Source organism: Nocardioides sp. (assembly GCF_036274455.1).
Classification (GTDB): Bacteria; Actinomycetota; Actinomycetes; order Propionibacteriales; family Nocardioidaceae; genus Nocardioides.
Genome location: NZ_DASUFR010000190.1, coordinates 1 through 11772, shown reverse-complemented (window position 1 = coordinate 11772; position 11772 = coordinate 1). Strand labels below are relative to the sequence as shown.

Below are 11772 nucleotides of genomic sequence, written 5' to 3'. Positions count from 1 at the left end.
CGTCACGGTGGAGCTCGGGGCTGCCGGCAACCTGGTGTGGACGCACCCGAGCGGGTTCGCGAGCTACCACGACGCGCGGCGCGACCGGTTCGCCCGGCTCGAGGAGCTGCGCCGGCGCTGGGACGAGGAGCACTCGAAGATCAAGGCGCTGGTCCTCATGTACAAGCAGAAGGCGGCGTACAACGACGGCATGGCCAGCCGCTACCAGGCTGCCCAGACCCGGTTGCGGAAGTTCGAGGAGGCCGGTCCGCCGATCGAGCAGCCACGCGAGCAGCAGGTGCGGATGCGGCTGAAGGGTGGCCGCACCGGCAAGCGTGCGGTGATCTGCGAGGACCTCGAGCTGACCGGGCTGATGAAGCCCTTCGACCTCGAGGTCTGGTACGGCGAGCGGGTGGCCGTGCTCGGCTCGAACGGCTCGGGCAAGTCACACTTCCTGCGGCTGCTGGCGCGCGGCGGCAGTGACCCCGACGTCGAGCACCGTCCGGTCGAGGACACGCCCGTCGCGCCGGTCCGGCACACCGGGAAGGCCAAGCTGGGCGCGCGGGTGCGGCCGGGCTGGTTCGTGCAGACCCACGAGCACCCCGAGCTGATCGGCCGCACGCTGCTGGAGATCCTGCACCGCGGCGACGGCCGCCCGGACGGACGCACCGGCATGGGCCGCGAGCAGGCGGCGCGGGTGCTGGACCGCTACGAGCTCGCGCACGCCGCCGAGCAGCGCTTCGAGTCGCTCAGCGGCGGCCAGCAGGCGCGGTTCCAGATCCTGCTGCTCGAGCTCTCCGGAGCGACGCTGCTGCTCCTCGACGAGCCCACCGACAACCTCGACGTCCAGTCGGCCGAGGCGCTCGAGGCGGGGCTGGAGTCGTTCGAGGGGACGGTCGTCGCCGTGACCCACGACCGCTGGTTCGCCCGCGGCTTCGACCGGTTCCTCGTCTACGGCGCCGACGGCGCGGTCTACGAGACCGAGGAGCCGGTCTGGGACGAGGGCCGGGTGCAACGGGCCCGATGAACATCGTCCCCGTCGACCCGGGCGACCCGGCCGGGTTCGAGGCCTTCTACGCGGTCTACGCCGCCGCCTCGAAGGCCGGTCCCGCCGGTGAGTTCGCCGCCGTGTGGCAGCCCGAGGAGGTCCGGGTCGCGATGGCCGACCCCGACGAGCGGATGGCCCGGAGCGCGTGGGCGGGCTGGGTGGACGGCTCGGTCGCCGCCACCGGCTGGCTGGAGGCCTCCACCGTCGACAACCTCGACCTGGCCACGGTGCTGGTGTGCTGCCACCCCGACCACCGCGGGCACGGCCATGCCGCCGCGATGCTCGAGCACGCCGAGGGCGAGGCACGTGCCCGGGGCCGGAGCCGGCTGGTCGCCGAGATCGACTGGCCCTACGAGGCCGGTCCCGAGGGCGCCGGGTCGACCGACCTGGCCTGGACCAGGCGCCACGGCTTCGAGCTCGGCCTGCTCGACGTACAACGACGGCTCGCGCTGCCGGTGGACGAGGAGGTGCTGGGCCGGCTCGCGGCCGAGGCGGCCGCCCACCACGACGGCTACGAGCTGCGCTCGTTCACCGGGCCGGTCCCCGATGAGCTCGCCGAGGCCTGGGTGCGGCTCGAGGCCACGTTGATCACCGAGGCGCCGATGGGCGAGATCGAGCGCGAGTCCGAGGCCGCCGACGTCGACGCGCTCCGGGCGCGTGAGGCCATGGTCTCCGCCCAGGGCCGCACGAAGGTCAACACCGTGGCGCTGGCGCCCGACGGTGACCTGGTGGCCCTCAGCGACATCGCGGTGACCGAGCACGAGTCCGACCGGGCCTACCAGTGGGGGACGCTGGTCCGGCCCGACCACCGCGGCCACCGGCTCGGGATGGCCGTCAAGGTCGCCAACCTGCGCCAGCTCCAGCAGACGCAGCCCCAGATCAGCACGGTCGTGACCTACAACGCCGACGTGAACGCCCCCATGGTCGCGATCAACGACGCGCTCGGCTTCCGCCCGGTGGCCTACATGGGCGAGCTGCAGAAGAAGCTGTCCTAGCTCACGTCCACGACGGCGGGACGGTGGGACCGACGACGCGCGGTCGGGATGGCCGGATCGGGGGTCGCATCGGACTCGGCGGCGGAGTCACAGGCAGCGACGCAGAGGGTCGCGGCCACCTCCCCGACGAGGACGACGCGCGAGTTCATGGCATGGACGATGACAAGCGTCACGCCCCGGCGTGAAGAGCAGAGCGTCCCGCTCGACCCGGAAGTCGAGCGGGACGCCTGGGGGAAGACGGCGGGGCCCCGCGGCTGCGGCTTTGACGGACCCGGTGCAAACCGCGGGGTCCCACCTCTCGACTCCCTCGGTGCCGGCCTGCCGTCGTCGCTCGGCGACCGGACGGGGGAGGTCTGGTGGAGGACTACGAGTTGGACGCCTCCTGGTCCGAGTCGAGGGTGAGCTCGGCGGTCTTGGTCTGACCGTCGTGGATGTAGGTGACCGTCACCTTGTCGCCGGGACGGTAGGACCGGACCGTGGCGATCAGGGAGTCGGCGTCGGTGATCAGGTGGTCGTCGACCTTGGTGATCACGTCGCCGGGTGCGATGCCGGCGTTCTCGGCGGTCGAGCCGGCGTTGACCTTCTCGATCGAGGCGCCGTCCTCGCTCTGGGTGCCGTCCGGGTTCTGCCCGGCGGCGACCGAGACGCCGAGCCGCGCGTGCGTCGGAGTCTCGCCCTTCGCCATCTCGTCGACGATCGGCATCACCTCGTCGATGGGGATCGCGAAGCCGACGCCGATGTTGCCGCTCTGTCCGCCCAGGCTCTGGCCGGCGGTCGCGATGGCGGAGTTGATGCCGACCACGTTGCCGTTGAGGTCGACCAGTGCGCCGCCGCTGTTGCCGGGGTTGATCGCGGCGTCGGTCTGGACGGCGGGGTAGACCGTGCTGTTGCCCTGGCCGTCCGAGCCGACGTCGACCGGGCGGTTGAGTGCGCTGACGATGCCGCTGGTGACCGTGGCGTCGAGACCGAGCGGCGAGCCGATCGCCACCACGCCCTGCCCGACGGCCAGCTCACTGGACTTGCCGATGGTGGCCGGGGTCAGGCCGGAGACGCCCGAGGCCTGGATGAGCGCGGTGTCGGTGAGCGGGTCGGTGCCGAGGATCTTGGCGTCGGCGTGGCTGCCGTCGTTGAAGGTCACCCTCAGGCTGCCGCTGCTGCCGGCCAGCTCGACCACGTGGTTGTTGGTCAGGATCTGGCCGTCGGAGCTCAGGATGATGCCGGAGCCGGAGCCCGCGCCCTGCGGTCCGCTCACGTCGATCTTGACCACGGACGGCAGCACCTTGGCGGCAACCGCCTGGACGCTGCCCTGCGGGGCCGGGGTGCTGGGGGTGTTCACGACCCTGGAGGTGGTCGGTGACGCTGACGTGTTCGACGGGGAGCCGTTGTCGTCGTGCCACGCGGAGTAGACGGCGGCACCGCCCACTCCGGCGCCGCCCCCGACCAGCAGGGACGCGGCCACGACCGAGCTGGCGAAGGCGACGCGGCGGCCACGACGTGGCCGCGCCGGGGGAGTCGCGGGCTGGGCCGGCTGCTGCGGCGCGCCGGCGTAGGGACGCCAGGCGGGCGGGGCCGCCGGCGGGGCCGGCGGGGTCAGCGGCTGGCCACCCAGCGGCGACTGGTCCTGGGACGGGAGGGGAGTGGTTGGCTCCGAGTCGGTCACGGACAAGACGATGCCCGTCCGAACTGTGACCATCCTGAGACCTCGCTGGGTGTCGCTGAAGAAGTGGGACGAGAGCTCGTGACGCGTGTCCCGGGGCGGCGGGACACCTCCGCTGGCACGATGCCGCCATGTCGAAGCTCCCAGCCCTCGTCCTGTCCGCCGCGCTCGTGCTCTCCGGCGGCGCGGCCTCCGCCGTCGTCAAGAGCGGCGGCCCCGGCAACGACAGCCTGACCGGCACCAGCGCGAAGGACACGATGCGCGGCAAAGGTGGGGACGACCGGCTGCTCGGGCTCGGCGGCGACGACCTGCTGATCGGCGGTCCGGGCGACGACGTCATCAAGGGCGGCGCGGGCCTGGACGACCTCGGCGGCGGCGCCGGCGACGACCTCGTGGTCGGCGGGTTCGACGACTCCGACGACCGTCTCTACGGCGGACCGGGCGACGACATCGTCTCGAGCTACCACTCCGACGAGTCGTCCGGAGGCCGCGGCAACGACCGGATGGTGATCATCGACCCTGAGCCCGGCGCCTTCGTCATGTGCGGCCCGGGCGACGACACCGTGATCTCCGAGGGCAAGCCGCCGGCCCACGTGATCGCGGACGACTGCGAGCATCTGGACGTGCGGTAGCGCGTCCGGCCACAATCGCTGGGCATGACCGCCCCGACTCCGACCTACGTCGACGACCGTCTCGGCCACTGGGCGGAGCACCTGCCCGACGGAACCGCCTTCACCTACGCCCCGGCCCCGGGGCAGACCCGCAGCTGGACGTGGGCGGAGTGGGAGGACCGGGTCCGGCGCTGCGCCGGCGGACTGCAGGCGCTCGGTATCGGTCGCGGCGACGTGGTGGCCTTCCTCGACAAGAACCATCCGGCCGGCGTCGAGCTGTCCATGGCCGCTGCGTCGCTGGGAGCCGCGAACGCGATCGTCAACTGGCGCTCGGCCGGCGACGAGGTCGACTACGCCGTCAACGACTCGGGGGCCAAGGTGCTGGTGGTCGGCCAGGAGCTGACGCCGACGGTCAACAAGATCCGCGAGAACCTCACCCACGTCGAGAAGGTCATCGAGGTCACGCCCGAGGGCGGCGACGGCGACGAGTACGAAGCGTGGCTCGCGGGTTCACCACGGGTGACCCGGCCCGACGACGTCTCACCCGACGACGTCTGCCTCGTCATGTACTCCTCGGGCACCACCGGTCGACCGAAGGGCGTGATGCTCACCCAGGCCAACATGGTCGCCCACACCCTCAACGCCCACGACGGCTGGGAGTTCGAGCCGGGCGACGTCAACATGGTCTCGATGCCGCTGTTCCACGTCGGCGGCTCGTCGTACGTGCTGTTCGGCATCCACGACGGCATCCCGTCGTACATGACCCGCGAGCCCGACGGTGCCTCGCTGGCCGGCGCGATCCTCGCCGGGGCCAACCGGACCTTCCTGGTGCCGGCCGTGCTGGCCCAGGTGCTGCAGGCCGGGCCGGACGCGGTGAAGCTGTTCGGTGCGCTCAAGACCTACACCTACGGCGCCGCACCGATGCCGCCGCCGCTGCTGAGGGCGGCGATGGAGGCGTGGCCGGACACCGACTTCATCCAGGTCTACGGGCTCACCGAGGTGTCGGGCGTGGCCACGCACCTCATGCCCGACGAGCACCGCGGCGCGGCGGCCGCGGGCCACCCGGAGTGGCTGGTCTCGGCCGGGCGGCCGCTGCCCGGCTGCGAGCTGAAGGTCGTCGACCCGGGCACCCTCGAGGAGTTGCCCACCGGCGAGCCCGGCGAGATCTGGCTCAGGACCGCGCAGCTGTTCAAGGGCTACCTGGGCAAGCCCGAGGAGACCGCCGCGGTGATCACCGAGGACGGGTGGTTCCGCACCGGCGACATCGGAAGGGTCGACGCCGACGGCTTCGTGTTCGTCGAGGACCGGCTCAAGGACATGATCATCACCGGCGGTGAGAACGTGTACTCGCCAGAGGTCGAGCGGGTGCTGGCCGAGCACCCGGCGGTCATGGAGGTCGCGATCATCGGCGTCCCCGACGACACCTGGGGCGAGTCGGTCAAGGCCGTGGTCGCGCTCAAGCCCGACGCGACTGCGACCGAGGAGGAGCTGATCTCGTTCTGCCAGGAGTCGCTGGCGCGGTTCAAGTGCCCGAGGTCGGTCGACATCCTCGACGCACTGCCCAGGAATCCCACCGGCAAGATCCTCAAGCGCGAGCTTCGGAAGCCCTACTGGGAAGGGCGCGACCGAGCGGTGAACTGAAGCCCGTCAGACCGGTAGCCCGCGGTCCCGCAGCTGGTGGCGGAGCTCGTCGGCGCCGGTGAAGAGGATCCCGTCGAGCCCGAACTCGATCGCGGCCACGACGTTGTCCTGCTTGTCGTCGACGAAGACCAGGTCGGAGGCGGGGATGCCGGCCCGGGCCACCGCGATCTCGAAGATCGCCGGATCCGGCTTCGCGAAGCCCTCCGTCCCGGACACCACGATGTCGTCGAGGAGCTCGAGGAACGCGAACCTGCGTGGCGCGTGGGGCCAGAACTCGTCGGGCCAGTTGGTCAGCCCGAACATCGGCACGCCGGCGTCGTGCAGCTCGCGCACCACGCCGACGGTGCCGGGGATCTCACCGACCAGGGACGCCGGGAAGTTCGCGCGGTAGGCCGTCGCGTGCTCGACCCAGTGCGGGTGGGTGCGCCGCAGCTCCGCGACGTTCTCCTCCCACGTGACCCCACCGTCGAGGACGTGGTTGAACGCCAGGAAGTCGAAGTCCTCGGCGTCCATGAACCTCGTCGCCTCCTCCTCGCCGAGCCCGGCTGCCACGGCGGCATGCGGCTGCCAGTCGATGAGGACGTTGCCGAGGTCCCAGATGACGCCTCGCGGAACGCTCAACCGTTGGACCAACGCTCCGACGCCGGAACGAAGTCGAGGGTCCGGTCGCCGGTGTAGATCTGCTTGGGTCGGGCGATCTTCTGCTCCTTGTCCTGGACCAGCTCGAGCCACTGCGCGAGCCACCCCGGCGTCCGGCCGATGGCGAAGAGCACCGTGAACATCTCCGGCGGGAACTGGAAGGCCTCGTAGATCAGCCCGGAGTAGAAGTCGACGTTGGGGTAGAGCTTGCGCTTGACGAAGTACTCGTCCTCGAGCGCGATCTTCTCCAGCTCCAGCGCGATGTCGAGGAGCGGGTTGGTGCCGGTGACCTCGAAGACGTCCTCGGCGGACTTCTTGATGATCTTGGCGCGCGGGTCGTAGTTCTTGTAGACGCGGTGGCCGAAGCCCATCAGCCGCTCGTTGCCGTCCTTCACGCCCTTGATGAAGTCGGTGATGTTGTCCTTGGAGCCGATCCGCCTGAGCATCCGCAGCACCGCCTCGTTGGCGCCGCCGTGCAGCGGCCCGTAGAGCGCGGCGATGCCGGCGGCGACCGCCGAGTAGGGGTCGACCTGCGAGGAGCCGACCGAGCGCACGGCGTTGGTCGAGCAGTTCTGCTCGTGGTCGGCGTGCAGGATGAACAGCACGTCGAGTGCCCGGACCAGCCGCTCGTCGGCGTCGAACTTGTGCTCGCTCATCTTGAACAGCATGGAGAGGAAGTTCGCGGTGTAGCTGAGCTCGTTGTCGGGGTAGACGAACGGCTTGCCCTGCGCGTGCCGGAACGACCAGGCGCCCAGGGTCGGCATCTTCGCGATCATCCGGACGATCTGCATGTGCCGGTTGTCGGCGTCGCTGATGTTGCGGGCGTCGGGGTAGAACGTGGACAGGGCCCCGACCGACGCCATCAGCATCCCCATCGGGTGCGCGTCGTAGCGGAACCCCTGCATGAACTCGCGGACGTTCTCGTGCACGAAGGTGTGGTAGGTGATCTCGTGCACCCACGCGTCGTACTCCGCCTTCGACGGCAGGCTGCCGTGGACGAGGAGGTAGGCGACCTCGAGGAAGTTCGACTTCTCGGCCAGCTGCTCGATGGGATAGCCGCGGTACTCCAGGATCCCCTGCTCACCGTCGATGTAGGTGACCGCGCTTCGGCACGAGGCGGTGTTGACGAAGCCGGGGTCGTAGACGGCGAGCCCAGGGGCGTCCTCGTCGGCCCTGATCTGACCGATGTCCGCGGCCTTGATGGTGCCGTCGGTGATCGGTACGTCGTACTCCTGTCCGGTGCGGTTGTCCCGGACGGTCAGCGACTCTGTCTTTCCGTGGGTCACCTTGCCAACTTAGTCCGGACCGCTGAACAACCCGCAAACCGGTGTCCGTACGCCGGGCGACCACGGCTCAGCCACCGTGAGGCACCTGCCGTGCCACCGCTGGTCGAGCCTGTCGAGACCCCCGCAGGGCGGGCACTCCCGTGGGTCCCAGCCGCGGAATTGGACCAAGGCGCCCGAACGCCGTAAATTGGCAGGTCGCGCCCCCTGCCGCGTGGTGACGTCGCACGACATCACCTCGCAGTCCCGGACAAGCACCATCAGTAGCCGGGCCGAGTTCGTCAGAGGGCGTGGCTCCACTGCCGTGCCGGACACCTCCGGCACGGTCCCGACGAACGAGAGAGACACTTTCGTGCGCACCTACAGCCCCAAGCCCGGCGACGTCCAGCGCGCCTGGCACGTCATCGACGCAGAGGACGTGGTCCTCGGTCGCCTCGCGGTGCAGGCCGCGACCCTGTTGCGCGGCAAGCACAAGCCGATCTACGCACCACACGTCGACACCGGCGACTTCGTGATCGTCGTCAACGCGGCCAAGGTCGCCCTCACCGGCGACAAGAAGACCACCAAGCTGGCCTACCGCCACTCCGGCTACCCGGGCGGTCTCACCGCGACCCCGGTCGGGACCCTCCTCGAGAAGGACGCACGCAAGGTCGTCGAGCGCGCCGTCTGGGGCATGCTCCCCAAGAACAAGCTGGGTCGGCAGATCATGAAGAAGCTGAAGGTCTACTCGGGCCCGACGCACCCGCACCAGGCCCAGAAGGCCGTTCCGTTCGAGATCAAGCAGATCTCCCAGTAGTCGACCCGAGACCAGAGGACTTAGCAGTGACTGAGAGCACCACCGAGGTCGAGGAGACCTACACCACCGACGAGAGCGGCATCGCCTATTCGTCCGAGAGCGCACCGACCCCGGACACCCCGGCGCGACCCGCCACCATCGCCCCCGCCGCGGCCACCGGCCGCCGCAAGGAGGCCGTGGCTCGCGTGCGCATCGTCCCGGGCACCGGGGAGTGGACCATCAACGGCCGCGCCCTCGACTCCTACTTCCCCAACAAGCTGCACCAGCAGGTCGTGAACGAGCCGTTCGCGCAGCTGCAGCTCGAGGGTCGCTTCGACGTGATCGCCCGCATCCACGGCGGCGGCATCACCGGCCAGGCCGGCGCGCTGCGCCTGGGCGTGGCCCGCTGCCTCAACGCGATCGACGCCGAGGCCAACCGCCCCTCGCTCAAGAAGGCCGGGCTGCTCACGCGTGACGCCCGCGTCATCGAGCGCAAGAAGGCCGGCCTGAAGAAGGCCCGCAAGGCTCCGCAGTACAGCAAGCGCTGAGTCCGAGGTCGAGGAGGCCCGGGATGCCGCGCGTCTTCGGCACCGACGGGGTCCGTGGCCTCGCCAACCGCGAGGTCACGGCCGAGCTCGCGCTCGACCTGTCGGTCGCCGCGGCGCGCGTCATCATCGACCGCGGCGACTTCGACCGCACTCGCGAGCGACCCCTGGCGGTGGTCGGCCGGGACCCCCGGATCTCCGGGCAGATCCTCGAGCACGCCGTCGTGGCCGGGCTGGCCTCGGCCGGCGTCGACGTGCTGCGGCTGCGGGTGCTCCCGACCCCGGCGGTCGCGCACCTCACCGATGCCCTCGACGCCGACCTCGGCGTGGTCATCAGCGCGTCGCACAACCCGATGCCCGACAACGGCATCAAGTTCCTGGCCCGCGGCGGGCAGAAGCTGGACGACGCCGTCGAGGTGCAGATCGAGGAGCTGCTCGGCAGCCCCTGGGAGGCGCCGATCGGCGCCGCGGTCGGGCGGGTGCGACCCTACGAACGACCGGTCGAGGAGTACGTCGACCACCTGCTGGCCACCCTCGACCGTCCCTTGACCGGGCTCAAGGTCGTCGTCGACTGCGCCAACGGCGCCGCCAGCGAGGCCGCCCCGATGGCGCTGCGGGCCGCTGGGGCCGAGGTCATCGTGATCGGCGCCGAGCCGGACGGGCTCAACATCAACGACGGCTGCGGCTCGACCCACCTGGCGCCGCTGCAGGCGGCCGTGGTCGAGCACGGCGCCGACGCCGGCATCGCGCTTGACGGGGACGCCGACCGCTGCCTGGCCGTCGACCACGAGGGACGCGACGTCGACGGCGACCAGATCCTCGCGATCCTGGCCCTGGACCTCGCCGAGGCGGGCCGGCTGGTGGACGACACCGTCGTCGCGACGGTGATGAGCAACCTCGGCTTCCTCCAGGCCATCGAGGGGGCCGGGCTGCACGTGAGGCAGACCAAGGTCGGCGACCGCTACGTGCTGGAGGAGATGCGCGCCGGCGGCTATGTCCTCGGTGGCGAGCAGTCCGGGCACGTGATCATGAGCCAGTACGCCACCACCGGCGACGGCATCCTCACCGGGCTGCACATGCTGCAGCGGATGGCCGCCACCGGCAAGGACCTCCGGTCGCTCGCGTCAGTGGTGACGCGGTTGCCGCAGGTCCTGGTCAACGTCAAGGGCGTCGACAAGGACCGCACCGACGACGCGGCCCTGCTCGCGGCCGTGGCTGCGGCCGAGGAGGAGATGGGCGGCCGCGGCCGGGTGCTGCTCCGCCCGTCGGGCACCGAGCCCGTGGTCCGGGTGATGGTCGAGGCGCCGACCGACGAGGCCGCCCGCGAGGTGGCGGACAGGCTCGCCGACGTCGTACGCGAACGGCTCGCTCTGGGCTGAGGTCGCCCCGGCAGGGAGAGGCGCGGGAATATCGGAGGCGAGCTGTCGCTGGTCCCCCCTAGGCTCGCGGACCGTGGCTGACATCGAGGTCCGTGAGGTCGACCGCTCCGACGAGCGCCAGCTCCACGACTGGTGGGCGTCCGGCCACGCCGCGATGGCGCACCGGCCGGTCGACCTGTGGCCGGACTGGGAGACCTCCCGCTACTCGCTGCCGCAGGTCGACCCGGAGAACCGCATCGACCTGCTCGGTGCCTACCTCGGCGACGCCATGGTCGGGAGTGCGTTGGTGTACATCCCGCTCGCGGACAACACCCACCTCGGTGCCTTCGACGTCCACGTCCCGCCGGAGCACCGGCGCCGAGGCGTCGGCAGCACGCTGCTGGCCCGCTGCGAGGAGCTGGCCGTCGCGGAGGGCCGCACGACCCTGCTGGCCGACGTCCGGGTCCTCTTGGACGAGGACGGCAACGACGACAGCCGCTGGGCGGAGAAGCGCGGGTACGCCGTCGCGAACGTCGACGGCGCCAAGGTCGCCGAGCTGGCCGCGACCGCCGACCGGCTCCCGGCACTGGAGAAGCAGGCCGCCGAGAAGCTCGGCGACTACCGCCTGACGTGGTGGACCGACCCCGCGCCCGAGGAGCACATCGCCTCGCTGGCCGCGGCGATGAGCCGGTTCATCGGGGAGATCCCGCTCGGCGAGCTCGACATCCGGCCCCAGGCGTGGACCGCCGAGCGGCTGCGTGTCCGGGAGGAGCGGCACGCCGCCCAGCGCCGCACCCAGCTCACCGTCGTCGCGCTCGCTCCGTCGGGCGAGGTCGCCGGCTACACCACCCTCCACATCTCGCCGCACGCACCCCGCCTGGCCGACATCGGCGACACGCTGGTGCTGCCCGACCACCGCGGCCACCGCCTCGGGCTGGCCATGAAGGTCCTGCTGCACCAGAAGGCCCGCGAGCTGTTCCCGGGCACCCAGATCATCGCCACCGGCAACGCCACCACCAACAGCTTCATGAACGCCGTCAACGAACAGCTCGGCTACCAGCTCGTCGACCGCATCTACGAGATGCAGAAGGTGGTTTGAGGTTGGGTCTGGGTCTTCGTTCGTGGCACCCCGTCGGCCGCGGCGCCGGCGGGCCGGGGCTGCGCGCCGACAGGCGACGCCGTGTCGCGGGCGGCTGCTCCCAGCGTGGTCACCTCGCGCTGCCCGCGCCACGCCGCGCTTT

Annotated in this window: 12 protein-coding genes; 8 read left to right on the top strand and 4 right to left on the bottom strand. The window is 71.0% G+C overall.

The genetic code is table 11. The features are described 5' to 3' along the window. A partial coding sequence (locus VFV89_RS19100; RefSeq protein WP_329707556.1) for an ATP-binding cassette domain-containing protein occupies positions 1-1006 on the top strand: 1006 nt, incomplete at its 5' end. Then, positions 1003-2022 carry a GNAT family N-acetyltransferase gene (locus tag VFV89_RS19095; RefSeq protein ID WP_329707555.1) on the top strand — a complete coding sequence of 340 codons (1020 nt, stop codon included), beginning with the start codon at positions 1003-1005 and terminating at the stop codon, positions 2020-2022. The genes VFV89_RS19100 and VFV89_RS19095, both read left to right, overlap by 4 nt. Here the strand turns inward: VFV89_RS19095 and VFV89_RS19090 are convergent. Both VFV89_RS19090 and VFV89_RS19085 read right to left on the bottom strand, forming a co-directional pair. Further along, on the bottom strand, positions 2019-2171 hold the full coding sequence (locus VFV89_RS19090; protein ID WP_329707554.1) for a hypothetical protein: 153 nt from the start codon (positions 2169-2171) through the stop codon (positions 2019-2021). The genes VFV89_RS19095 and VFV89_RS19090 overlap by 4 nt on opposite strands. A 215-nt stretch (positions 2172-2386) precedes the next feature. After that, positions 2387-3682, bottom strand: a complete 1296-nt coding sequence (locus VFV89_RS19085) for a S1C family serine protease (RefSeq protein ID WP_329707553.1) — start codon at positions 3680-3682, stop codon at positions 2387-2389. 128 nt (positions 3683-3810) lie between these two features. On the opposite strand from VFV89_RS19085, the gene VFV89_RS19080 reads away from it, so the two are divergent. Beyond that, positions 3811-4311, top strand: a complete 501-nt coding sequence (locus tag VFV89_RS19080) for a hypothetical protein (RefSeq protein ID WP_329707552.1) — start codon at positions 3811-3813, stop codon at positions 4309-4311. 24 nt (positions 4312-4335) lie between these two features. Then, a complete protein-coding gene (locus VFV89_RS19075) occupies positions 4336-5931 on the top strand; it encodes a long-chain-fatty-acid--CoA ligase (protein WP_329707551.1) in 1596 nt (531 codons plus the stop codon). A 6-nt stretch (positions 5932-5937) separates the two neighbouring features. On the opposite strand, the gene VFV89_RS19070 is transcribed toward VFV89_RS19075, so the two are convergent. Continuing rightward, positions 5938-6552: an HAD family phosphatase gene (locus VFV89_RS19070; RefSeq protein WP_329707550.1), complete on the bottom strand. Its 615-nt coding sequence runs from the start codon at positions 6550-6552 to the stop codon at positions 5938-5940. After that, positions 6549-7856 carry a citrate synthase gene (locus VFV89_RS19065; RefSeq protein ID WP_329707549.1) on the bottom strand — a complete coding sequence of 436 codons (1308 nt, stop codon included), beginning with the start codon at positions 7854-7856 and terminating at the stop codon, positions 6549-6551. The genes VFV89_RS19070 and VFV89_RS19065 overlap by 4 nt, the downstream gene beginning before the upstream one ends. A gap of 349 nt (positions 7857-8205) precedes the next feature. Here VFV89_RS19065 and rplM point away from each other — a divergent pair, with 349 nt between their 5' ends. The 4 genes from rplM (at position 8206) to VFV89_RS19045 (ending at position 11630) form a co-directional block, all read left to right on the top strand. Next, positions 8206-8649 (top strand): 50S ribosomal protein L13, encoded by a 444-nt coding sequence (gene rplM / locus VFV89_RS19060; protein WP_329707548.1) that lies wholly within the window; start codon positions 8206-8208, stop codon positions 8647-8649. Positions 8650-8675: 26 nt separating this feature from the next. Next, positions 8676-9176, top strand: coding sequence for a 30S ribosomal protein S9 (rpsI, locus tag VFV89_RS19055; RefSeq protein ID WP_414690408.1), 501 nt, complete (start codon positions 8676-8678; stop codon positions 9174-9176). Positions 9177-9199: 23 nt separating this feature from the next. Next, positions 9200-10552, top strand: a complete 1353-nt coding sequence (glmM, locus tag VFV89_RS19050; RefSeq protein WP_329707547.1) for a phosphoglucosamine mutase — start codon at positions 9200-9202, stop codon at positions 10550-10552. 73 nt (positions 10553-10625) lie between these two features. Next, the gene (locus VFV89_RS19045; protein WP_329707546.1) at positions 10626-11630 is read left to right on the top strand and encodes a GNAT family N-acetyltransferase; all 1005 of its coding nucleotides are present in this window, start codon (positions 10626-10628) and stop codon (positions 11628-11630) included. Positions 11631-11772: the final 142 nt, after the last annotated feature.

Coding starts and splice junctions, on each gene's coding strand:
- VFV89_RS19095 (WP_329707555.1), top strand. CDS start 1,003: ATGAACATCGTCCCCGTCGACCCGGGCGACCCGGCCGGGTTCGAGGCC.
- VFV89_RS19090 (WP_329707554.1), bottom strand. CDS start 2,171: ATGAACTCGCGCGTCGTCCTCGTCGGGGAGGTGGCCGCGACCCTCTGC.
- VFV89_RS19080 (WP_329707552.1), top strand. CDS start 3,811: ATGTCGAAGCTCCCAGCCCTCGTCCTGTCCGCCGCGCTCGTGCTCTCC.
- VFV89_RS19075 (WP_329707551.1), top strand. CDS start 4,336: ATGACCGCCCCGACTCCGACCTACGTCGACGACCGTCTCGGCCACTGG.
- glmM (WP_329707547.1), top strand. CDS start 9,200: ATGCCGCGCGTCTTCGGCACCGACGGGGTCCGTGGCCTCGCCAACCGC.